The organism is Enterocloster sp. (genome assembly GCF_057861365.1).
Map to the genome: position 1 here is coordinate 46,279 of NZ_DBMACH010000011.1, position 23,873 is coordinate 70,151.

Annotated in this window: 19 protein-coding genes and 1 pseudogene; 6 read left to right on the forward strand and 14 right to left on the reverse strand. The window is 48.9% G+C overall.

The window, feature by feature from the left end; genetic code table 11:
* Positions 1–8: 8 nt before the first annotated feature.
* Both addA and addB read right to left on the reverse strand, forming a co-directional pair.
* Entirely contained in the window at positions 9–3,863 is a 3,855-nt protein-coding gene (gene addA / locus ACZM6M_RS12245) for a helicase-exonuclease AddAB subunit AddA (protein WP_489490451.1), read from the reverse strand.
* Positions 3,844–7,332: a helicase-exonuclease AddAB subunit AddB gene (gene addB / locus ACZM6M_RS12250; RefSeq protein WP_337932817.1), complete on the reverse strand. Its 3,489-nt coding sequence runs from the start codon at positions 7,330–7,332 to the stop codon at positions 3,844–3,846. The genes addA and addB overlap by 20 nt, the downstream gene beginning before the upstream one ends.
* A 55-nt stretch (positions 7,333–7,387) precedes the next feature.
* Here addB and ACZM6M_RS12255 point away from each other — a divergent pair, with 55 nt between their 5' ends.
* Positions 7,388–7,834, forward strand: a complete 447-nt coding sequence (locus ACZM6M_RS12255; RefSeq protein WP_337932818.1) for an FMN-binding protein — start codon at positions 7,388–7,390, stop codon at positions 7,832–7,834.
* A gap of 140 nt (positions 7,835–7,974) precedes the next feature.
* Here ACZM6M_RS12255 and ACZM6M_RS12260 read toward each other — a convergent pair whose 3' ends face one another.
* From ACZM6M_RS12260 to mscL, 6 genes are all read right to left on the reverse strand, one after another.
* A complete protein-coding gene (locus ACZM6M_RS12260; protein ID WP_337932820.1) occupies positions 7,975–10,365 on the reverse strand; it encodes a ribonucleoside triphosphate reductase in 2,391 nt (796 codons plus the stop codon).
* Positions 10,366–10,535: 170 nt separating this feature from the next.
* Positions 10,536–11,798, reverse strand: a complete 1,263-nt coding sequence (hflX, locus tag ACZM6M_RS12265; RefSeq protein WP_337932822.1) for a GTPase HflX — start codon at positions 11,796–11,798, stop codon at positions 10,536–10,538.
* An 8-nt stretch (positions 11,799–11,806) separates the two neighbouring features.
* The gene (locus ACZM6M_RS12270) at positions 11,807–12,844 is read right to left on the reverse strand and encodes a tetratricopeptide repeat protein (RefSeq protein ID WP_418926518.1); all 1,038 of its coding nucleotides are present in this window, start codon (positions 12,842–12,844) and stop codon (positions 11,807–11,809) included.
* 2 nt (positions 12,845–12,846) lie between these two features.
* Entirely contained in the window at positions 12,847–13,362 is a 516-nt protein-coding gene (locus ACZM6M_RS12275; RefSeq protein ID WP_066544017.1) for a dCTP deaminase/dUTPase family protein, read from the reverse strand.
* An 83-nt stretch (positions 13,363–13,445) separates the two neighbouring features.
* Positions 13,446–13,946: an anaerobic ribonucleoside-triphosphate reductase activating protein gene (nrdG, locus tag ACZM6M_RS12280; protein ID WP_337433220.1), complete on the reverse strand. Its 501-nt coding sequence runs from the start codon at positions 13,944–13,946 to the stop codon at positions 13,446–13,448.
* A gap of 18 nt (positions 13,947–13,964) precedes the next feature.
* Positions 13,965–14,426, reverse strand: a complete 462-nt coding sequence (mscL, locus tag ACZM6M_RS12285; protein ID WP_066543613.1) for a large conductance mechanosensitive channel protein MscL — start codon at positions 14,424–14,426, stop codon at positions 13,965–13,967.
* A gap of 462 nt (positions 14,427–14,888) precedes the next feature.
* On the opposite strand from mscL, the gene ACZM6M_RS12290 reads away from it, so the two are divergent.
* Together ACZM6M_RS12290 and ACZM6M_RS12295 are read left to right on the forward strand one after the other, a co-directional pair.
* On the forward strand, positions 14,889–15,182 hold the full coding sequence (locus ACZM6M_RS12290) for a helix-turn-helix domain-containing protein (RefSeq protein WP_296037354.1): 294 nt from the start codon (positions 14,889–14,891) through the stop codon (positions 15,180–15,182).
* Between the two features lie 180 nt (positions 15,183–15,362).
* Positions 15,363–15,701, forward strand: a complete 339-nt coding sequence (locus ACZM6M_RS12295) for a helix-turn-helix transcriptional regulator (RefSeq protein ID WP_331623664.1) — start codon at positions 15,363–15,365, stop codon at positions 15,699–15,701.
* 56 nt (positions 15,702–15,757) lie between these two features.
* On the opposite strand, the gene nrdD is transcribed toward ACZM6M_RS12295, so the two are convergent.
* The 6 genes from nrdD to ACZM6M_RS12325 form a co-directional block, all read right to left on the reverse strand.
* Positions 15,758–17,890 carry an anaerobic ribonucleoside-triphosphate reductase gene (gene nrdD, locus ACZM6M_RS12300; RefSeq protein ID WP_066543607.1) on the reverse strand — a complete coding sequence of 711 codons (2,133 nt, stop codon included), beginning with the start codon at positions 17,888–17,890 and terminating at the stop codon, positions 15,758–15,760.
* 153 nt (positions 17,891–18,043) lie between these two features.
* Positions 18,044–19,450 carry an alanine/glycine:cation symporter family protein gene (locus ACZM6M_RS12305; RefSeq protein WP_337433221.1) on the reverse strand — a complete coding sequence of 469 codons (1,407 nt, stop codon included), beginning with the start codon at positions 19,448–19,450 and terminating at the stop codon, positions 18,044–18,046.
* 121 nt (positions 19,451–19,571) lie between these two features.
* Positions 19,572–20,192 carry a manganese efflux pump gene (locus ACZM6M_RS12310; RefSeq protein WP_337932465.1) on the reverse strand — a complete coding sequence of 207 codons (621 nt, stop codon included), beginning with the start codon at positions 20,190–20,192 and terminating at the stop codon, positions 19,572–19,574.
* 102 nt (positions 20,193–20,294) lie between these two features.
* Positions 20,295–20,924 (reverse strand): SMC-Scp complex subunit ScpB, encoded by a 630-nt coding sequence (scpB, locus tag ACZM6M_RS12315; RefSeq protein ID WP_066543603.1) that lies wholly within the window; start codon positions 20,922–20,924, stop codon positions 20,295–20,297.
* A 3-nt stretch (positions 20,925–20,927) separates the two neighbouring features.
* Positions 20,928–21,728 (reverse strand): segregation and condensation protein A, encoded by an 801-nt coding sequence (locus tag ACZM6M_RS12320; protein WP_418926515.1) that lies wholly within the window; start codon positions 21,726–21,728, stop codon positions 20,928–20,930.
* A gap of 2 nt (positions 21,729–21,730) precedes the next feature.
* A complete protein-coding gene (locus ACZM6M_RS12325) occupies positions 21,731–22,606 on the reverse strand; it encodes a metallophosphoesterase (protein WP_418926514.1) in 876 nt (291 codons plus the stop codon).
* Between the two features lie 149 nt (positions 22,607–22,755).
* Between ACZM6M_RS12325 and ACZM6M_RS12330 the strand changes: the two genes are divergently transcribed.
* The 3 genes and pseudogenes from ACZM6M_RS12330 to ACZM6M_RS12340 all read left to right on the forward strand — a co-directional run bounded on the left by ACZM6M_RS12330 (position 22,756) and on the right by ACZM6M_RS12340 (position 23,786).
* Positions 22,756–23,166 carry a helix-turn-helix domain-containing protein gene (locus ACZM6M_RS12330; protein ID WP_317437718.1) on the forward strand — a complete coding sequence of 137 codons (411 nt, stop codon included), beginning with the start codon at positions 22,756–22,758 and terminating at the stop codon, positions 23,164–23,166.
* Between the two features lie 68 nt (positions 23,167–23,234).
* On the forward strand, positions 23,235–23,507 hold the full coding sequence (locus tag ACZM6M_RS12335; RefSeq protein ID WP_066543598.1) for a type II toxin-antitoxin system RelB/DinJ family antitoxin: 273 nt from the start codon (positions 23,235–23,237) through the stop codon (positions 23,505–23,507).
* Positions 23,508–23,786: pseudogene (locus tag ACZM6M_RS12340) on the forward strand (type II toxin-antitoxin system YafQ family toxin). It abuts the gene before it with no gap.
* Positions 23,787–23,873: the final 87 nt, after the last annotated feature.

Genomic DNA, 23,873 nt, shown 5'->3' on the forward strand with positions numbered 1-23,873 from the left:
GTTTCGGGTTAAATCTCTATCTCTTCTCTTAATGCAAAGGAGTAGATACACCTTCGCGCTACCGTTTTCCCTGTGATCTGGCACAATGCCCGTTCGTAGCAGTCAATCTGAGTCCGGTAGCGCTCCTTTAAACGCTCTTTCCCCATTTCTTTATCCTTTCCGGATATCCTGTCTGTTTTGTAATCGATTAACAGAAGTCCCTCCGGCTCTTCGATAAAAGCGTCAATGACTCCCTGAACCAGCACCAGCTCTTCAGAGTCCTCATGGCCCATTTCGGAAGCGGGAACACCAATCATAAACTGCTGTTCCTTAAAAAGCCGCCCCTCTGCCTGCGCCTTTGCCATGGATTTCCCCAGCGGGCTTTCCACAAATTTCCAAATATCCCAGGGGTTGATCCACTCATAAGACTCCTGATCCAGATATCCCTGCTCATAGAGCGAAAACAGGGCCTTTTTTGTATCTGAAAGGCTGTGCAGTTCATGGAAGGAAAGACATTCCAGCGCCCGGTGGTATGCAGTACCTCTCTTAGAACCGCCTGACCGGCCATAAACCTTCTTCCCTTCTTTCGCTCCTGCTTCAGAGGCTTCTGCTTCTTGAACCGTCCCCCCTGCTTCTGTCTCTTTGACCGAGTCTTCTGCTTTTTCCTCGTCCAGATCCCTGATCCAGCCGTCCTCTTCCCGGCCGGTTCCCATTGCCTCCTCTTCCCGGCCGATCTGGCTCTGCTTTTTAAGCTCAGACACAGAAACCAGCGTGTAAAGCCCTGTATCGCTTTCATAAGGGTAAGCATAGGAAAATGCCTGTTCCAGCTCCTTTTTCATCTCTTCATCATAGGTATAACCTGCATCCAGTTCCAACAGATCCTCCTTTGCCATTTTCCGTTCCATCTGTCTTGTTACCTCTTCTCCCACCAGTGTTTCGGGCTGCACCTTGATCATTTCAAAATGTTCCTGCGGCACTGCACCGGCTGCCATAAGAATCCAGTCCAGATAGGAACCTGCTCCGGATAAAAGAGTGAATGGAAGCTGTCTTCCCTCCGTCCTTCCGGTTCTCCAGCGCTCCAGCTTACTTGAAAGGCTGCGATCCGTTCCTGTCATGATCAGCTCCTCTTTTGCACGGGTCATGGCTACATAGAGAATCCTGAGCTCCTCTCCCATGGTTTCCAGTTCCAGGCGCCGCTTTAAAACCTGTTTTTTGAGCGTGGGAGTCTTTGTGCGCAGCTTAAGATCCAGCCAATCGGCCGCCGCCCCCATGTCTGCATCTAAAAGAAGAGTGCCGTAAGCATCCCTCTGGTTAAACTTTTTTCCCATTCCTGCCAGAAATACCACTGGAAATTCCAGTCCCTTGCTCTTATGGATGCTCATAATGCGAACCATGTTTTTTTCCTCGCCGGCCACGGCAGCTTCTCCAAAATCCGTATCGTATTTTTTCAGCCGTTCAATATACCTTACAAAATGGAACAGGCCCTTGTAGCTGGTCGCCTCATAAGCCGCTGCCTTTTCCACCAGCATATCCAGATTGCCCCGGCGGATCTCCCCTGCGGGCATGGCAGATACATAATCATAATATCTGCTGCACCTGTATACATAATACAGCAGTTCGTGGATAGGGCGATATCTGGCCTCTGTGCGCAGCTCCTTTAAAAGCGCTCCGAAATCCTCCAGTTTTTTCCATATAAGTGCAGCCTGCTCCACTGGGACAACGGCGGCGCCTATCCGGACTGCATCCTCGGAGTCTCCGGTTTCATTCTCAAATGCTCCACCCGGATGCTCCAAAGCTTCTCTCAGACCCGGATGCTCCCGTTCTTCCTCCCACAGTTTCCATGCTCCATATACGCCCCTGTCCTGGCCTTTTTTTGTGTTTTTCTTATAGGACGCCATCATCCAGGCCATCTCATCATCACTCATTCCCACTACAGGGGAGCGCAAAACTGCTGCAAGGGGAATGTCCTGCATGGGATTGTCAATCACGGACAGCAGACTTAAAACCGTTTCAACCTCTGTGGTGGAAAAATACCCGGTGCGTGTCTGGGCTCTGGCGGGGATTCCCTCATTCATCAGCACGCTGACTAAAGTCTCGGACCAGCCGGTCATGCTCCGAAGAAGGATCACCATATCTCCCAGACAGACCCTTCTGTATTTCTCCTGCTCCTTATCCCACACAAGAAGGCCGTCCGTTTCATCAGTCAGCCGTCGTATTTCTCCTGCAATCATCTTTGCTTCCATTTCTCTTGCCGTATATCCCATGGCATCCTCATCCAGCTGTTTATAGGCATCTGATCCCGTATCCGCCATCAAAAGCCTGGATGGAACTCCGGCCATTCCCTCTGCCGATGCAAAAACAGCTCCCGGATACAGGGCGGTTTCCTCGGTGTACCGGATACCGCCCAGCCCCGGCGTCATGATCTGGTAAAAAATGTCATTGATAAAGGCTAACACCGTGTCCCGGCTTCGGAAATTCTGCCTGAGTTCAATCATCTGGTGAGGGCTTTTTTCTCTGGTATAGGATGCATACTTCTCCAAGAAAAGCTCCGGTCTCGCCAGACGGAAGCGGTAAATGCTCTGCTTTACATCTCCTACCATAAACACGTTGGGATGGCCCGTTTCTTCTCTTGAAATGCTCCCGATCAATGTTTCCTGAACCAGGTTGCTGTCCTGATATTCATCCACCAGGATCTCCTCATACTGCCTCTGAAGCTCTTTTGCCACTGCCGAAGGCTGTCTGGGAGAATCTCCCTCAAGAAGCACCTCTAAGGCCAGATGCTCCAGATCGTTAAAATCAAGTACATTCCGCTCCCGCTTTGCCTCCCGGTAAAAATCGTCAAATTTCTGTACCATATCAAGGAGCGTTTCAACCACAGGAGCAGCCCCTGCCATCGCCTCTGCCGCTTCTTTTGGACTCTGAAAGCCAAAGCTTTCCCGGCATTTTTCAACCAGCTTTTTCACCTGGATCCGGCATTCCTTTACATACTCCTTTTTATCCTCGTCAATGGCCTTGTTTCTGGCCGCTGCCAGACGGACAAACTCCATAGCCTGAAGGGCTTCATAAAGCTTCTCAAAGGTTCCTCTTTCCGCCGCCTTCTTAATTCCTAAAAGCCCTGCAAGGTCATTTTCCAGCATGGGCTCATAAACGGCAGGTCCCCCTTCCTCCCTGCACACCTCCAAGGCCGCCTGAAGCTGATGTGTAAGCTCCTCCATCTGCAGCGCCGTGTCCTTTAAAAGGAATTTCATCCACGGGCTTTCATCCAGATTTCCCTCTGCCTCCTGTTTCAGCTGCCGTCTGCATTCGTCCAGCCATTCGCCGGGCCATGGATGGCTCTGGGAAAACTGCCAGGCCTGTACGATCACATCCTCCATGGCCTTATCCGACTTTCCGGCCCCAAACTGCTCTGCAAACCGGATAAAATCTTCATTTTCCTCCTGATAACACGCCTCTAAGAGCTCCTCCATCACATCGCCCCTTAATAGGGTCAGCTCTCCCTCATCCCCGATCCGAAAAGACGGGTCAATGTCAAGGCTGTTGTAATGGTTTCGTATGAGATTCAGGCAGAAGCTGTCAATGGTCATGATCTGGGCCTGGGGAATTAAGGCAGCCTGAAGCCACAGGTGCTCATCTAGGGGATGCTCCCGCAGCTTTTTTTCTACTGCCGCGCCAATCCTCTCACGCATCTCAGCCGCCGCCGCATTGGTAAAGGTCATTACCAGAAGCTGGTCAATATTTAACGGATGATCCCCCTCGCTGATCATGGAAATGATCCTTTCTACCAGTACGGCCGTCTTTCCGCTGCCTGCTGCAGCAGAGACTAAAAGACTGCTGTTCCGGCTGTTAATGACCTGTTTTTGTTCATCAGTCCAGTTCACTGCCATTTTCTTCCTCCTCTCTCTCGATGGCCTCCCATACTGCGTTCGGGCTCATGGAACAAAGCTGCCTGAAGCCATAGCCTGCTGTCTTGGTATCAAAGCCGCAGACTGCATGATACGGACAGTAATCACAGGCAGTACGGCTTCCCTGCTTATAAGGACGAAGCGCCGTATCGCCGTTAAGGATCTGTTTTCCCGAAGCTTTCAGTTTCCGTCCCACAAAGGCGCGAAGGGTTTCAAACTGCACCGCCTTTGCCACGCTGGAACGTGATTCCTGCACGCCTCCGTCCTTTCCGAATACAACCGGGATCACATCCGAATCCTTCACCATCTCACGATCCAGATGATGGATCACATCCAGGTCGCTGTTTACCAGCCCATTCATCCGAAGCTGCTTTAAAATCTGCTTCTCAATAAACTCCGGGCTCATTTCCCCATCCTTGTCCACTACCGGATCCTTAATGTTGTAATAGAAAATCCCCGCAGGTACGGCCTCCTTTCCCGGATTCTTCCGCTCCTGCATCTCTAATGCAGCATCCATGTACACCACCAGCTGAAGCTGGAGGCCGTAATAAAGGGCCGCCAGGTCAAAGGAGGTGCTCCCTGATTTGTAGTCAATGATTTTCACATAGATATGCTCCTCATCCTCGCACAGATCCAGCCGGTCAATCCGCCCCTTCAGCTGGAGCTTTTCGTCCTCGGACAGCCGGATCCGCATGGCCTTCAGATCATCAATGGCGGAAAAGGACACCTCGAAACCTGCCGGTACAAAATCTCCCTTTTTCACCTGCTCTGCCAGAGCCCAGATGGTACGGTCTGTGATCCGTTCCACCCGGCGGGCCAGATAGGCATTGCGGGCAGAGCTTTCCATAATGGTATTCCCATACTGGCCTGTCACCTGCTCCACACATTCCCTTACCAGAGCCTTTCTCTCAGCCTCCGTAATCCCTTTCCAGTCCAGCTTCCTGCTCTGGATCGCCTGAAAGCACAGGTCAATGGACTGGTGGAACAGATTTCCCATATCCACTGCCTCCAGCCGGTATTCCTGCCGCTCCATGAGCTCCAGGCCGAATTTCAGAAAATGGGCATAGGCACAGGAAGCGAACTGCTCCAGCCGGGTAACGCTTCCCTCCAGAGTCCTTCCGTAAAGCGCTCTGGCTGCAGCCCGTCCGATCCCGCGGTCCTCATAGGTAAAAAAGGCCGCATTCACCAGCTGTTTTACCTGTTCCCTGTACGCCTCCTCACTGTAAAAATAGCGGTACAGCTCTAAAAATGCCGGCTTCTTTTCCTGACTTTCCCTGGCCTCACGCAGCATCCCTATAAGCCGTTGTCTTCCGTCCCAGATCGTCTGGATGGGATATCCCTCTTCAAAGCAGATTTCCTCCCGAAGCTCCCCAAACAGCTTTTTTACCTCTCCGATCAGGCTGGAGGGGCGCATACTCTTTCCGTCTCCCGAAGAGGCAGCCCAGGTAAGGATCAATTTGCGTGAGGGCTTGCACAGCATTAAATACAGATAAAATTTCTGAATACAGCTGTCCTCTCTGGCCGTAGGCGCCAGCTCCATATCAAAGGAACGGAAGATTTCCCGGTCTGTATCTGTCAAAAGACTTCCTCCTGATTTTCTCTGAGGTACAAGGCCTTCGTTTAATCCGGCAAAAAATAAGACCTTCACCGATTCCAGACGGCTTCGGGTCAGATCTCCGATCATCACCTGATCTGCCGTAGCAGGGATCACGCCCACCCGGATTTCCTCAAATCCAGCTTCCAGTATCTGGATATAATTTTTCCGGTCTGCCTTTTCCTCGCCCAACAGCCCCTCCAGACGCAAAAGCAGCTCCTCCACACGTTCATAGACCTGACCATACTCCTTTGCCAGATTCTCATCTCCCCGGCAATGCCTCATTTCAAAAAACTCTGCATATTCCTCCAGCTTTTCCTTAAGTTCCATCTTCTCTAAAAAGCTTCTTACGGCGGATGTCACTGTAGAAATAGAGGCTCCTTCCTGTGAAAATGCTTCCCGCAGCTCCTTAAGAGGGGCTAAAACCCACTGGCGGTACTGATTTAATTCCTTTAAATTGAGCCGTTCTCCGCCCCGAGAAGGCCTGGTCCACTCCTGATCCCATTTCTTCCATCCCCGGATTCCCAGAGCTCTTACATAATTTTCCAGTCGATCGGTAAGAACAGACACATTTTCCCTGGAAAATACAGGAGTATCTTCATTTTCCTCTGAATTCCCCGTTTCTCTGTCATATACCAGTCCTGTTTTCAGATAACGGAACACGCTCTCATAGGAGCAGTCCCGGACCGTTTCCAGTGCTGCCCGTATAAGCTCTACCATAGGATTTTCCAGAATGCTTTTCTTCTGATCCATAAAATAGGGAATCCCTGCTTCCTCAAAGGGATGTATAAGCTCTCTGCCATAGGAAACCGGATCTCCCGTAATCACAGCAATCTCCCTGTATCGAAGGCCGTCTTCCCGCACCAGCCGGTTTACCATGGTGCAGATATAAGCAGCCTCCTCTGCCGGAGTCTTTCCCTGGCACAGCCGGATATCAGGCTTTTTCCCTGCCCATACCTTTCCCGTATACCGGTACAGATTCTGTTCCAGAAAATCCAGGCTTTCGCTGTCTTTAAACCGCCAGCTCGGACACCTGTCACAGCGGATTTCCTGTTTTATTTCCACATGATGGCGGTCTGCCAGCTCCTTTAACCGGCATACGGTATGACGTCCCATGTAAAACAAATGCTGGATCCCGCATTTCTCATAGGGATTTTCCCGCAGATCCACGGTCACCGTACATACTACCTCTCTGGCATGGAGCATAAACAGCTCCGCCAGCCGGTACTGTACCGGAGTAAAGCCTGTATAGCCGTCCAGATAGATCACGCTGTTTTTCAGCTTTTCCCATCTTGGAAGTTCCCTGCAAAGGATATCCAGAATTTCCTCTGCCGTAATATAGTGATCCTCAATATAGTCCCGAAAGCTCTTATAGATCACTCCCAGATCCTTAAGCTTGTCCTTTAAAAGAGGATGATCCGTTTCTGCCTCTACCTGTTTTAAATCCTCCGGGCGGATGCCGTACTGGCCCAGCTCTGAAATCTGTGATTTCAGCTGACTGATAAAGCCTGGCTGCTCTAAATGGCTGCCGTAAAGCCCCAGATCCCGCCTTACCATTCCAGCTACCTTTCTGAGTACCATGGATTTTCCCATATCATCCAGCACAGCCGGAACCTGCACTCCCAGATCCTCAAATACCCGGTAGGCCAGACGCTTAAAGCTTAAAACGTCCATGTTCATCAGGCCCTTTCTGGGGTGAAGGCGCACCAGTTCCTTTTGTGTCTGCATGGTATACTGCTCCGGTACAACAAACAGGAACAGCCGGTCCGGCTGCTCCACGGCCTGTTTTATGGCTGTTTCATACAGATACCGTGTTTTTCCCGAACCTGCGCCTCCCATAACAAACTGCAATGACATATTTTATCCTCCCGTCTCATATGCTGTAACAAATTCTCTCAGAGGTCCTGACACTATGAGTTCCAAAACCAAAATCGTGGTGCTGCGGATGAAGGAGATCATCTACACAGCCATTTTCGCCGGACTGGCCATTCTCCTTATCACCCTCTGTTTCATCATGTTCCGCCATGGAAATGAAAATACTTCCGAAACAGATGCCGCAAAGGCACAGCAGACCGCCTATGTTCCCGGCGTCTACAGCACCTCCCTGACCCTTGGAAACGAACAGGTAAATGTAGAGGTAACGGTTGATAAGGATCAGATCCGTGCCGTGACCCTGGTGCCCCTAAGCGAAGCTGTCGCCACCATGTATCCCCTGATGCAGCCCACAATGGAAGGCCTGGCAGAGCAGATCGTGAACACCCAGTCAACGGAAAATCTTACATACCCTGACTCCTCCCGCTACACCTCCCTGGCTCTTTTACAGGCCGTAAATACGGCTCTTGGCAAAGCAAAGCCCTGACTCTTACTCATTATCACCCAAAAACCCCCGGGCCGCAAGTCTTTTCGACCGCAGTCCGGGGGACGTTTTAAACCCTGCGTATCATACGTTTTACACTTTACCGTATAATCGGTCTGGCATGCAATGTTCGCTGCCCGGCTTCAGGCTTTTACTTCTTCCGCAAATCTGCGGATATTGGACGCATTGGCAAATTTCTGCACCACGCCGTCCCGCACCAGAACAAGAGTAGGGGCCTGCATGATCCCAAACTTCTCTGCCAGCTCCGGATGCTCCTCGGCGTCAATGATCTGATAATCCACGCCCTTTAAAAATTCTTTGGCTGTGCGGCAGTTTGGACAGGTTCTGGTTGCAAACAGATACAGCTGGGGCTTCTTTTTTAAACCCTCCCCGCTCTCATTCTGAGATTCCGCTTCCACACGTTCCACCGGCCTCATGGAAACCGGCTCTTTTTTCAGGACGGATTTTCCTGTATCATATGTTATACGGTCCTTATATTCCTGAAGTTTTCCCTCATTCCAGTTCTGTACAGGACGGTAATACCCTGTGATGCGGCTGTAAACCTCTGCCTTCTGCTTACAGATCGGACAGGTAAAATGCTCTCCTGCCAGATAGCCGTGACTTTTACAGATGGAATAGGTGGGAGACAGGGTATAATATGGAAGCTTATAATTCTGCGCGATCGTACGCACCAGACTGGCCGCTGCCTTCCAGTCCGGCAGCTTTTCTCCCAGAAAGGCATGGAACACCGTACCTGAGGTATAGCGGGTCTGAAGCTCGTCCTGGATATCCAGCGCATCGAAAATATCCTCTGTATAGCCTACAGGAAGGTGAGAGCTGTTGGTATAATAGGGCGTTTCCCCTTCCTTTCCCGCGGTGATAATATCGGGATAGCGCTCCTTATCATGCTTTGCCAGACGGTAAGTGGTAGACTCTGCAGGAGTAGCCTCCAGATTGTAGAGGTCGCCATACTCCTCCTGATAGTCCGACAGCCGCTCTCTCATATGATCCAGAACCTCTCTGGTAAACCTCTGGCACTCCGGCTGGGTCATATCCTTCCGGATCCAGCGTGCATTCAGCCCTGCTTCATTCATGCCGATGAGGCCGATGGTGGAAAAATGATTTTCAAAAGTGCCAAGATATCGTTTCGTATAGGGGTACAATCCCTGCTCCAGAAGCTTTGTGATCACTTCCCGCTTGGTCTTTAAGGATCTGGCGCTGATATCCATCATCCGGTCCAGACGGCGGTAAAAATCCGCCTCATCTTCTGCCAGATACGCAATTCTCGGAATATTGATCGTCACCACACCCACAGAACCTGTGCTTTCTCCTGAGCCGAAAAATCCTCCCGTCTTGCGCCGCAGCTCCCTCAGATCCAGACGCAGACGGCAGCACATACTGCGCACATCGCTCGGCTGCATATCACTGTTAATGTAATTGGAAAAATATGGAGTTCCGTATTTGGAAGTCATCTCAAAAAGCAGGCGGTTGTTCTCCGTATCAGACCAGTCAAAATCCTTTGTAATGGAATAGGTGGGAATAGGATACTGGAAGCCCCGTCCATTGGCATCTCCCTCAATCATGGTTTCAATAAAGGCCCGGTTTACCATGTCCATCTCTGCCTTACAGTCCTTATATTTAAAATCCATCTCCCGGCCGCCTACAATGGCATTCATCTCTGCCATATCATCGGGAACAGTCCAGTCCAGAGTGATGTTGGAAAAAGGCGCCTGCGTTCCCCAGCGGCTGGGGGTATTTACTCCGTAAATAAAGGATTCAATACACTTTTTTACCTCCCCGTAGGACAGATGGTCTGCTTTTACAAAGGGAGCCAGATAGGTATCAAAGGAGGAAAACGCCTGAGCGCCTGCCCACTCGTTCTGCATGATTCCCAAAAAATTTACCATCTGGTTGCACAGAACGGACAAATGCTTTGCAGGAGCCGAGGTGATCTTTCCCGGAATCCCCCCCAGTCCCTCCATCAGAAGCTGCTTTAAAGACCAGCCGGCACAGTAGCCTGTGAGCATGGAAAGATCATGGATATGGATATCCGCATTTCTGTGGGCATCTGCAATCTCCTGATCATAGATCTCGCTGAGCCAGTAGTTTGCCGTCACCGCGCCGGAATTACTCAGGATCAGGCCGCCTACGGAATAGGTCACTGTGGAATTTTCCTTTACACGCCAGTCCTCCACCTTTACATAGCTGTTTACCACGTCCTTATAGTTCAGCAGAGCGCTGTTCATGCTGCGGATCTTCTCCCGCTGCTTCCTGTAAAGAATATAAGCCTTTGCTACATCCGTGTAGCCGGTCTGCTCCAGCACATGCTCCACGCTGTCCTGGATCTCCTCCACAGAAATGCTTCCATCCTTCATCCTGGGCTGAAAATCAGCCGTCACGCGCAGGGAAAGCAGTTCTAAAATCTCATCATTAAACTCATTCCCCGTTGCCCTAAATGCCTTTTTAATTGCCTCCGTTATCTTTTTCAGACAAAACTCAGCGGTTTCCCCATCCCTCTTTACCACCTGGATCATACCTCAAAACTCCTTTCAACATTCCAAATACAAGCTACTACACTTAAACCGAAATGTATTTTTCATTATAGCAGAGGAACACAAAAAACACAACATCTACGCCATATGTTATATATTAAACAAGATGTTGTGTTTTATTATATTTTCTAATACTGCCACTGATGGTATGTTTAATCCCGGTACAGCCCTTCAAAAAGCTCTGCGGGCACATAGGCCTTTACTGCAATGCCCTGCTCCGTATACTCCTCGGACAAAAGCTGTCCGTAGGCGCGTATGGTCTGAATCTTTCCCGCACCGCTGTAGGGATATACCTTTTCCAGATAAACCCGGCTGCTGCGAATAATGCCCCCAAGAATCTGCTCCAGATTCTTTAACCCGTCTCCTGTCTTAGCGGAAATCCTCACCTGATAGTCTGAGGAAAAATCTCTGGGAAGCAGCTCCGTCTCCTTTCCCTCCAAACGGTCAATCTTATTAAACACCGTCACCACGGTCTTATCCACAATCTCAAGTTCTCTTAAGGTTTCCTTTACCACATGCATCTGCATATCCATCTGGGGATTGGAGCAGTCCACCACATGGAGGATCACATCGCTGTAGCGGGCCTCCTCCAGGGTACTCTTAAAGGCATCGATCAGATGATGGGGCAGCTTACGGATAAATCCTACCGTATCCGTCAAAAGGATCTGCTGTCCATCTGCCATTACAAAGGCCCTTGTAGTGGGATCCAGAGTCGCAAAAAGCTTGTTTTCCGCCAGGATCCCTGCTCCTGTCAGCCGGTTTAACAGAGTGGATTTTCCCGCATTGGTATATCCCACAATGGCTGCTGTCAGGCTGTAATTTTTCTCCCTGTGCTGCCTTGTGACCTCTCTATGGCGCTTTACATCCTCCAGCTCCCGCTTTAACTGGCCAATCCGCTGGTGGATCAGACGGCGGTCTGTCTCCAGCTTTTTCTCTCCCGGTCCCCTGGTTCCGATACCGCCGCCCAGACGTGAAAGAGAATTTCTCATGCCTACCAGACGAATGGCCCGGTAACGCAGCTGCGCCAGTTCCACCTGGATCTTTCCTTCTCTTGTATGAGCCCTGGAGGCAAAAATATCCAGGATCACCATGGTGCGGTCCATGACCTTTGTATCCAGCGCATCTTCCAGATTGCGCAGCTGGGCCGGGGAAAGCTCATCATCACAGATGACACCCGTTGCCCCCGTGTCAGCCAGGAGCTCTCGAACCTCTAAAATCTTCCCTTTTCCCAGATAGGTCCCAGGATGAACAGCTTCACGGTTCTGAACGATCCTTGCAATGGGGACTGCTCCCGCAGTCTGAGCCAGTTCTTCCAGTTCATCCAGAGAAGCTGACGTCTCCCTCTCATCGCCCACATTTACAGCGATCAGGATCACCCGCTCCTCCAGTTCCTTTAAATCAATCAGTTCTGCCATATATCTCCCTACCGTATCCTGGTATTTAAAAAGTCAATCTCATGCTGCGCCGCCTCATCCGGCCCAAATACCTGGATATATGTTTCAAAACGGCTTTTGGCCTCTTCATAGTTCTGCATATACTCACAGACAGCCGCCTGGTAAAACGCCAGCTTCTTAAGAAGCTGCCAGTCTGCCTGATTTTCCTCTGTGATTGCTGCCGCTGCCTGATCCAGGCTGGCTCCCGTACCTGCCTTATAACTGGTGATCAGCCGGTCATATCCCTGATAAAACGAATCAGCAGCTCCTTCGTAGTCCTCTTCAGCCATCTGGTATAAGCCCATCTGGCAGCGAACCCTGCTTTCAAATCTCCCATCTCCTCCTGTCGTTCTTAAGGCCTCTTCATATAATACCTTGGCGCCCTCATGGTCTCCTGCCTCCATACAGGCTTCTCCTGCTGCCAAAAGAGCCTGTTCATAACCAGGGGATGTTTTTCCTTTTTCTTCCATCCCCAGAGTCTCTCTGTATAAAGCCACTGCCTGATCCTTATTCCCCAGACGGCTCTCGCAAAAGCTCTTCATATACCGCCCGGAAATGGGATCTCCTCCCTGTTCCAGGATCAGATCCCAGCTGTGTTTTGCTGCCTCAAAATCATCCAGCATCATCTCTGCCTCGGCCCGATAAGAAAGAACGTCGATATTAAAGGTTTTGCTTTTATCTCCCGCCGCTGCTAAGGCCTCATCAAACGCAGAAACGGCGCCGCCTGCATCTCCTCCCCTTAAAAGCTCAATACCCTGAGCTCTGAGCTTCTTTTTCTTTGAAAAATGAAAGGAGCCTGCCAGACGGCTTACGCCAAAGGCGATTCCTCCTGTGAGAATAAGGCAGAACGCTGCTGTGAGAATCCGTTTCATCAGGCGCTTTCTCCTTCTCCGCCTGGGGTTTCCCCCATTTCTCCGGCCGGATGAAGAGCCGGCCCTTACCGGCCGCCGGCCTGCATCACCGGGACGGCCTGCTCCCAGCGGACGGCTCCCCCCTGGATAGGAGCTTCTTCTCCTGCTGCCTTCCATGATCAGTTCCTTCCTTTATCTGTGCTTCCAAAGCCGCCGTTTCTCTGTCCGCTGCTGGCGTCATCTAAGGTGATGCCGAAAGGCAGGAAAATCCCCTGGACAACGCCTGCGCCCTTTGGCAGTTCCAGCGTTTTATCTTCATTGGAATCATTCGTTATCTTAATAAACATATGGCCTTCATTATCTGAGTAAAAATAATCGCTGTCAATAATACCTACCGTATTATTAAGCTGCAGGCGGTACTTAAATCCCAGGCTGCTTCTTGGAAATAAAGCCAGCACCCAGCCCTCATCAATTTCTGCCCGGATGCCTGTAGGGATCTTTACCGTTTCCCCCGGCTGAATGACAAATGCTTTTGGAGCAAAAAAATCGTACCCTGCAGAGCCTGAAGTAGCACGCTCTGGAAGACGGATATCCTCATAAATACTGCGTATATCCTCCTGCTTTCCAAAGGTATCCTCCCAGTCTCCTTTAAATTGTTCAAAGCTTACTTTATGAAATTTTGCAATACGGCTGATCATCGTTTTTCTGTTCTCCTGTATTTTGTTCTCAATCTCTTATTTTATCCCTTTTCGCCGGTTTTCTGCCAAAGGGCTCTGCCTCATGTGTCCGGCTCCTCATACAGAACCGCTTCCCCCATAAGAAGGGATCTCTGCACATCGATCACTCTCTGATTGGAGCTTCCCTTCCAGTGAAGGCTGACGTCCTTATATGCTTCTATGAATTCTCCATCCACCACTACATCTATATTTTTAAGCAGCGCAAATTCACAGATCTGCTCCCAGTCATAGCCTGTATACAGCCATATGGTCTTATTGGGATAACGCCCGCGGATCTCCTCTGCCAGACGGGCTATGTCCTCTCTGTTGGCCGGATGAAGGGGATCTCCTCCGCTGAAGGTCACACCTGAAATATAATCCTTCTCCAGTTCAGCAAACAGCTCCTCTTTTGCCGCCTCATCAAACGGCAGTCCGCCCCTCACATCCCAGGTCACGGGATTGTGGCAGCCGGGACAGTTATGGCTGCATCCTGCCACCCACAGCACAGTCCGCAGCCCTTCTCCGTTCAGCATATCATCCTTTGTAATATTGTGATACCGCATCTTATTTATTCTCCTGCTTTATTTTTCCTGTTCATCCAGATTAGAGGTGCAGTGAGGGCACCGCACAGCACTCAACGGGATCATGGTGCTGCAGTAGGGGCATTTTTTCTCCGTAGGAGCTTTAGGCGCTTCCGGCTGTTTTCCTATTTTTTCCAGACGACTGATGGCCTTTACTGCCAGAAATACCACCAGAGCCATTAACAGAAAATTGATGGTCTGAGTAATAAAAGAACCATAGTTAATGGTAGCCGTCACTTCTTTAGCCGCCTCCAAGGTAGGATATTTATTCCCATCCAGAGCAATAAACATATTGGAAAAATCGATTTTTCCCGTAAAAATACTCAGCACAGGCATAAAAATATCATTCACCAGCGAATTAACAATACTGGTAAACGCACTGCCGATAATCATACCAACTGCCAGATCGACCATATTGCCCTTCAGTGCAAATGCCTTAAACTCTTCAATAAACTTTTTCATATACGCCAGCCTTTCTTTTGTACTACCTACCAGTCTAACATAAACCCGCTTTTTTTTCCACCTGATTTTCCCTCATGGAAATTCATGGAAGTGCATACTTCCTTCCTCACAGTATCCCAAGCCCCCTCCTCCATCCGTTTCCCAGGGCGACTTTGAAGGCTGTTAGTAAATCTTAGAGGATCAAATTTTTCGTTAAACGGCATATCAAGCCTGTCTGAGCGCAGCGAGTTTTTGATATGCCGTTTGTTTTTAGAAAAATTTCAGCCTCTTAGATTTACTTACAGCCGGAAACCGGAGCCCTGGGAAACGGACGGAGGAGGGGGCGACCCCTATTCCACAAAATTTATTTTCCCAAATTTCATTATTGGAACCTTTTTTTCGATTTTCTTCATTACAATCAGTTAGTACATAACCATTATTTTACAGGTGTGCCTTGTGTACACCATTAATTCAGGAGTTTTTATGCGAAAGATAACCACCAGTGAGCAGAAAAATATCATTGGCAGCCGGATCCGCCAGCTGCGGATGGCTCGAAAGCTGACTCAGGATGAACTGGCCGCCAGACTGCAGGTCAATGGCTACAATTTTTCCAAGCTGACCATTCTGCGGATCGAGCTCGGCAAACGTCTGGTGACTGACATTGAACTGAAAGGCCTGTGTGAATTCTTTGAAACAGACCCAAACAGCCTCCTTGGCTACCGCCCCGACTCTCCCAAAGAAGAAGCGCTTAAAGATCCTTTCATCCGCAGATTCTAACTGTATATTTCTGCGCATAAGGTAATTTTTATTCATTTGTACACTATTTCGTGCATAAATCATGCACTCTATTTCAGCCTGATGTTTTTTATAACTGTGGGATACAATAATACAAAGCACGAAAATGACAGCACAACAGGAGGCAGAAGCAGATGATCCTCTAAGGATGTCTCTTCTGATATGACTACAATGAGTTTTGAGCTGGAACGTATTGAAGAACTCTGCCGCATCAGAGGCTGGAGCCATTACCGCCTTGCAAAGGAAATGGACGTTTCCCCAAACAGCATAGGAAATCTTTTCCGCCGCACTTCCATCCCCAGTGTCCCCACCATACGCCATATCTGCGAGGCCATGGGCATTACCATTTCCCAGTTTTACAGTACGGACGGCTCCGCCGCTACAATCACAGAGCAGCAAAAGGCCTTTCTGGAACTGTTTGACCGGTTAAGTCCGGGAGATAAGAAAAAGGCAGAAGGATATATAGAAGGGTTACTGGCTAAATCCCAGTCTGAGCCATAAAAGGCCGCCGGTCTGATGAACGCATCAGATACCGACGGCCTTTTTGCTCATTTCTCTTACATGCTCTTTCTCTCTGCTATTTCAGCCATCTTGGCTTCATTCAAACGGGTATCTCCCTTTACTCTCGAATAACTCAGGTAACCGTTCATACGGTCAATCTTTGTCAGGTTGCGGCTGCCGCAGACAGGACACACATCCATCTCCAGTTCCTCATGGCCGCAGTCGTCACAGTAAGCCAGCGACAGATTTACTCCCTCATAAAAGCCCATCTTCATCGCCCGGCGCACCAGAGTACGGATGGCTTCTTTATTGTAGCTGATGGGGTATTTCACATACTGGATCTTTCCTCCGTTGCTCAGTTCCCAGAAACGGTACTCCAGATCCTGCTTTTCAATCGGCGTAATGTCCTCTGTCACATGACAATGGAAGCCGTTGCTCACATACTCCCTGTCCGACACATTTTCAATGATGCCGTACTTTTCACGGAACTGCTTTACCTGAAGGCCGCAGAGATTTTCCGCCGGAGTCGCATAAATGGCATACAGATTGCCATCCTCTTCCTTAAATTCCTCAATCTTTTTATTGATATGCTCCAGAACCTCCAGCGCAAACTGTCCATCTTCTACCAGAGACTTTTTGTTATACAGCTGCTGAAGCTCATTAAAGGCTGTGATGCCAAAGGATGCTGTGGCAGTTTTAAGAAGGGGCTTGATCTTATCATGCAGACCCAGATGACCGCCGTAAAAACCGCCTTCACAGTAGGCCAGCGGATTGGTAGATGCCTTCAGCTCGCCCAGGTAAGCGTAGGTGCGGATATGGATCTTGCGGATCAGCTCCAGATAGTAGTCCAGCACCTCGTAGAAATCCCGGCTCTCCTGTCTTGCCTTTGCAAGGATCATAGGAAGGTGAAGGCTGACTACGCCGATATTAAACCGTCCCACAAATACGGGAGAGTCCTTATCATCTGCCGGATACATTCCGCCCCGCTCATACCAGGGGGATAAAAAGGCACGGCAGCCCATAGGGGAAATGATTTTGCCATAGCGCTTATACATACTGGCGATATACCCCTTTCCCGTCAGGGACAGCCAGTCGGGATACATGGTCTTGCTGGAGCAGTCGATCCCTGCCTCAAACACATCCTCCAGCTCGCCTCCCGGCCCGTGAAGAGCCTCATCATAAAGGAATACGATCTTCGGGAAAAGCACAGGCTTTTTATGATCCTTCTTTCCCTGTCCGCCCTTGCGCACATTGAGCATGGTCATAGTCGCCATCTTGGCAAAACGGCTCGTTCCCGTGCCTGCTGTCATGGTGATAAAGGGGTAATCTCCCCGGCTGGAAGAAACGGAGTTAAACTTGTACTCCCATCCCTGAAAGCCCTGCTCCATATCCCTCTGTACATCCTTCCAGGCCACCTCTTTGGCCTTGTCCGCTGCAAGACCCAGATCCAGATATTTTTCAATGTACTTTTCATAAGACTTTTCCGCATAGGGCGCCAGGATCTCCTCCACGCTGGGAACCGTAAAACCTCCGTACTGCTGGCTGGCCGCACTTAAGACAATATCCCCGATCACATCAAAGGCCACATCCAACGTTTTCGGCTCGTTATACCAGAGATTTCCCATCTCAAAGCCCCCGGTCAGAACCGCCTTTACATCAAACAGACAGCAGTTCATGGTGTCGCGTCTGGCAGACATATCATGGATGTAAATATACCCCTCTCGGCAGGCCTGAAGCTCCTCCACGGTCATAAAAAACTTCTGATACAGGGATTTATTTAATTCATTAAAAATCAGGCTGCGCTTCGTAGATACCAGGGCGCTGTCCGTATTGCTGTTCTCCTTATCACCGATGTACATAATAGACTGGCTCTTCTTATACACATCATCCAGCATCCGGACAAAATCCTGCTTATAGTTTCTGTAATCCCGATAGCTCTTTGCCACCAGAGGATTTACCTTTTCAAGAGCGCCTTCTACAATATTGTGCATCTGGGGAATTGGGATCAGCTCCTGATCCAGCTCCTGAACCTTCTCTTCTACAAATTCGCAGATAAAATTCAGTTCTGCCTTTGAAAATGTGATCATGGCCCTCTCAGCGGACTTGCTGATGGCGGAAATCACCTTCTGAACGTTAAAATCCTCTTTTGTTCCGTCTTTTTTTACTACCTTTACTCTGGTTAGATCCATACGTCACCTCTCAATAGAACGATTACATTATATACTATATATTGTGTTTTATCTTTTTTGTCAGCACACTATGTATTGTGTCTTAATTGGTGATGCTATCTTACCATGGATACAAGGCTCCGTCAATAGGCGTATTAAAATCAGACTTCTATCTTATTTTTTCATTCGTTTCCAGTAATCTCCCGTTTCTGCTGCAACAACTCCGCTGAGGGCAAGTACCGCAATCAGATTGGGAATTGCCATCAGCGCATTAAAGATATCGGCAATCGTCCAGACCGCCTCAACCGTCATAAACGGCCCGATAAAAATAGCAAGGATATATAAGAAACGATACGTCATTACTGCACGTCTGCTTCCTCCTGACAAATACTCCAGACAGCGTTCCCCATAATAATTCCATCCTATAATAGTTGTAAATGCAAAGAAAATCAGGCACGCCATCAGAAGAAAGGAACTGGCCCAGGCGGGCAGAGGAAGCCCGTGATTAAAGGCATAAGTGGTTACTGCAACCCCCTCCAGACCTGTCTCATAGGCTCCGGTCAGCACAATTGAAAGACCTGTCATGGTACAGATTATAATCGTATCTATAAAGGTTCCCGTCATCGAAACCAGTCCCTGACGAACCGGTTCTCTGGTACGGGCTGCTGCAGCAGCAATGGGAGCGCTTCCCAATCCTGCCTCATTTGAAAAAATGCCTCTTGCGATTCCCTTCTGCATTGCAAGAAGAATGCTTCCCAAAGCGCCTCCTGCTGCCGGCCGAAGCCCAAAGGCGCTTTCCAGTATCATCTTAAATGCCATAGGAACCCTTTGTGCATTTACACATAAAATCGTAATGCATGCAGCCACATAAAAGACAGCCATAAACGGCACGATAATCTGGGAAACAGTAGCAATACGCTCCAATCCACCCAAAACCACCAGTGCAACACAAATTGTCAAAATCAGTCCGGCGATCAGCACGGCCACCGTATACTCTCTTCCAAACAGCGCCACTGTACAGGCTTTCTGACTATCAAAAAAATCTCCTACTGCAGAAGTAATGCCATTAACCTGAGTAAAGGTTCCGATTCCCAGAAGACCGACACCGGCGCCAAAAAAAGCAAATATTTTTCCCAGCCATCTCCATTTCTTTCCCATTCCGTTTTCGATATAGTAAAAGGGACCTCCCAAAACATGACCGGTTTCTTTGTCTACACTTCGATAGCAGATTGCCAGAACACCCTCTGCATATTTGGTTGCCATTCCAAATAAAGCGGCAATCCACATCCAGAATAAAGCGCCCGGTCCACCAGCCACAATGGCGGTCGCTACACCTACAATATTTCCCGTTCCGATCGTTGCTGACATGGCAGTACAAAGAGCTCCAAAGCTGGTAACCTCTCCGCTTCCCTCTTCTTCATTCTGAACCATGTAGCGCAGAGCAGCGGGAAGTTTTCGGATCTGCATCCCCTTCAGACGTACCGTCAGATAAATCCCTGTTGCCAAAATCAGCACAATCAGCGGAACTCCCCATACAAGATCATCAATGGCCTTTAACGCAGTATTCAAAAATTGCAGCATCTTCCTGTCCTCCCTTTGCATTGTAAATACACTTCTTCACTTTACCAGAGTAATGTATCATACAATCAAAGGGGTTGCAAGTTTTTTTATGTGTACATTTTTACCAAGAGCTTCCGCCCCCCTACAGCTTCCCAATCCCCACCGCTATCAAAAGCAGACCGCTGAGCCATCCCAGGTCTCTCTGCCCTTTCTCAGCGGCAAAGCGGCCGGCCATAAGCCCGGCTTCTGTGACCGCAGTTCCCACCAAAAGAGACAAAAGCACTGTAAGAGCAATTCTTCCCTCTGAAAGGGCTGCTGCAGCTCCGGCAGCCAGACTGTCTAAGGACATTGCAAGGCTTAAAATAAATGTTTCCTTCCATTCCAGACTGTGAGAGCCATCTGCATCTGCTTCCATGGGATCACTCCAGATCCGTATAAGCACATGAATACCGGAACGAGAAAAGCAGAAACTGCGTCCATTCTCCCAATGCATCCGGATCCATCTTCGCAGAGAAAAGTCCGTGAGACGAAACAATCCCATAAAAATAAGGCTTCCTCCGCAGAGAGTGCGAAGATTGATCCCCGAAAGCCTCTCTGCGGCAAAAAAGCCTGCTGTCATAGCCAGTCCCAGACAGACGCTGCAGATTCCATTTAAAAACAGCACCTTTCCAAAACCGACCCGTATTCGATTTGTCCCATAGGCAAGACCTGCCCCAAAGGTGTCGGCACACAGCGCCAGCACCAGAATAAAACTCTGAAACACAAAACCGCTCCTCTTCAAACGGGTTACCCTAGCATATTCCCATTTGTCCCCTGAGGTGACGGACTGCGGCATCAGTTTCCGGCACCTGATTCTTTTCTCCGGCTATTCCTCCATATCTTTCTGAAGCTCCTCCACGCTCAGCTGCAGCTCCTCCTCTACCTCTGCCCGGATGAGAGCCTCCTGTTCCGGATCCACATCCGGAAGCTCTCCCAGAGAATCCACACCGAACCGGCGCATAAATTCCTCTGTAGTGGCAAACAGGGCGGGACGGCCCGGTGCATCCAGACGGCCCGCCTCATAGACCAGATCATACTCCACCAGACGGTTTACCGCATGATCCGACTTTACCCCGCGGATCTTCTCAATCTCCATCTTTGTCACCGGCTGCCGGTAAGCAATAATAGACAGTGTTTCCAGAACCACATCGGACAACACCTGCTTTTTAGGCGCTGCCGCCACGCGGATGAGGTTTTCATAATATTCAGAGCGGGTACACATCTGATAGCTGTCCTCTAACTGTTTAATCTCCATTCCCCTTGTTTCTTCCCGGTAACGCTTTGCCAGCCGCTCTACCGCCCTTTTGGCCGTTTCCTTATCCTGTCCAATGGCCGCTGCCAGCTGGCGCAGCTCCACGGCCCCGCCTATGGTAAAAAGCACTGCCTCAATAACGGCCTCCTGATCCTTTTCATTTTCCACAGGCTCAAAATTTACATTGATACTGCTGTTTTCCATTTCCTATTCCTCAAAATCACTCAGTTCTGCAAGATCCGGCTCTTCATCCATGCCCTCCGGTTCCAGAGCTTCAATATCCATATCTCCAAAGGTTTCCTCCTGGGTCAGATGGATCTTTCCAATTTTCATCAGCTCCAGCACTGCCAGAAAGGTTACTACGATCTCCAGCTTATCGGACTGGCGCTCTAAAAGCTGGCGAAAACTGAAACGCCGTTTTTTTCTCGCATAAGCCAGTACAGAACCTATCTTTGTTTCAAGACTTACCGGCTCTCTCCGGATCGTTCCAAATTTACTGCGGATAGGATCCACCTTATTTTCCTGGCGTTTCATCACCTGCTCAAAAATCCGTTTCAGCTTTGCAAGCGTCATTCCATCCAAAAGCTCATCCAGATCTACCGGCGGCTGGTATTTTGCAACCTCAGGCGGAAGGGTAGACGCCTTATAAAAATGCATCAGCGCTCCCTCCTCCCGCTCTGCCAGTTCTTCTGCCAAAAGTTTATAACGCTTGTATTCCAGCAGACGGCTCACAAGCTCTGCCCTGGGGTCTATTTCCTCCCCTTCCTCATTTACTTCCTTCGGAAGAAGCATCCTGGCCTTGATATCCAGAAGGGTTGCAGCCATGACAAGAAAGTCGCTGACTATATTTAAGTCTTCCCGTTCCATCCGGCGCACATAGGCCAGATATTGAGCCGTAATTTCCACAATGGGAATATCATAGATATCAATCTTGTTCTTTTCGATCAGATGGAGCAGAAGATCCAGAGGGCCTTCAAAATGCTCCAGTTTATAGGTAATTGTTTCCATAATTACGTTATTTTCCTCTTTAACCGGACGACTAAAAGCTGAGGCCGGTTATTTAACCGGATATTGATGGAATGAGTTCCAAGGCCTCTGCTCACCGCCATATATTTCCCGCCCTTTTCATGGGTTCCGGCACATTCCGGCAGAAAAAACTGATACTGGGGCGTCATCACGCCTCCCAAAACCGGAAGCCGTATGGTGCCTCCATGAAAATGGCCGGACAGCGTCAAATCGGCTCCCCACTTCCTGTATGCCTCAAAAAAGAGCGGCGAATGGGCCAGAAGGATCTGAAAATGATCCCTGCTGGCAGGCCCCAGCTTTTTCTCTATATAAGCTTGATCCATCAATGCCAGTTTTTTGGAATATGCCTTTTTATAAAAACAGGGATCCAGTTCCAGCCCGGAAACCCGTATCTCGTCTCCGACCAGTACAGACTGATCTTCTAAAAGACAGATTCCCAGCTTCTTAAGATATGCTCTGTATTGTTCATAGCCATCTTTGTATTCTTCCTTCCGCCATCTCATGCGGCTTTCGTGATTGCCGTTTCCGCAGTATATGGGATAACGGGAAGCCAGCGCGGCCAGAAGGGTCTCCGATACTCTTGTTCTTGCCTGTCCCTTTTTCGTGACGATCAGATCGCCTCCAATTAAAATCCCATCCGGCTTTATGCGGTCAATGGCTGCTATCAGCTGTTCATTTTCCGGCCCAAATTCATTTTCATGGAGATCGGAAAGAAATACAAAGATCCAGTCTCTGGTAAGACGATCCGAAAACACCTCTGTTTCCTCCACAGACAGCGATTTTCTCTCATATTTTGAACGGGCTGCCAGAGCAGCCCCCAGGGCAGCTCCGCAGACTGCCGCTATCCTGTAAGCCAGCATACAATCTCCTCATACTATACGATGCTCAGTAAATTATATCATTGTGCTGTAGGTTTGTCATTCGTTATTTTTTCAGTCCCTCTTGTATCCATATCCATCTTATGATATAATCCGTTTACTGATAATATATTATTTAGGAGGAATGGTCAATGATTCGATATGACCGTTTATGGGATACCATGACAAACCGCGGTATGACCCAGTATAAACTAATCAAATTTCATGGCTTCAGCGCCGGACAGATCGGACGCCTGAAAAAAAATATGCACGTTTCTACTCACACACTTGAAACACTCTGCCGCCTTTTAGACTGCCGTATTGAGGATATCGTGGAATATAGGGCAGATGAACAGATACCGTCTGATCCGCCAGCTTCCAGCCCTCAATCTCCCGCCCCGGACACTGTACCTCCGATCACAGATACCACTCCAGAGCTTCAGGATTCTGATTTTCTGTCCGTTGGCCGCTCCGACAAACCGGTAAAAACAAAAAAAGGCTCCAAGGCTAAAAAAGCCTCAAAAAAGAGCCTTAAAAATGCTAAAAAATCAAGGAAAAAGTGATTTTACCATCTATTTGATTGACATTGTAAACCAAATTACGTATAATATACCTGAAAGGCGGTGATTATATGGCAACAGCACCTACCCAGATCAGAATTGATGCAGACATCAAAAAACAGGCCACTGATTTGTTTAATACCCTTGGACTCGATATGTCTGGTGCAGTAAATTTGTTTCTTCATCAATGTGTGCTTAGAGGCGGACTTCCATTTAATATTGAAATGCCCCATTACAATCAGCGCACACTTGATGCCATGGATGAAGCCAAACGCATCTCCCGTGATCCTGACGTCAAGGGATATAATAGTATGTATGAACTGCGAAGGACACTTGAAGAATAAATGTACACAGTAAAATTCACAACCGCTTACAAAAAAAGCTACAAACTCATGAAAAAAAGGGGACTGGATCTTGCCTTTTTGGATTATGTTGTTGACACACTTCGTCAGGGTAAACAACTGGAACCAAAATATCATGATCACGAATTAAGCGGCTAGTTAAAAGGCTTCCGTGAATGTCATATTAAACCAGATTGGCTTTTAGTTTATCTTATCGAAAATGACATCCTGACCCTCACTCTGGTGGACACAGGAACACATGCGGATATTTTCAATCTTTAGCAATCAGGGGGATAAATCAATCATCTGGCATTGATGATTGATTTATCCCCCTATTTTTATACAACTCTGTCTTTTCGCTTATATACG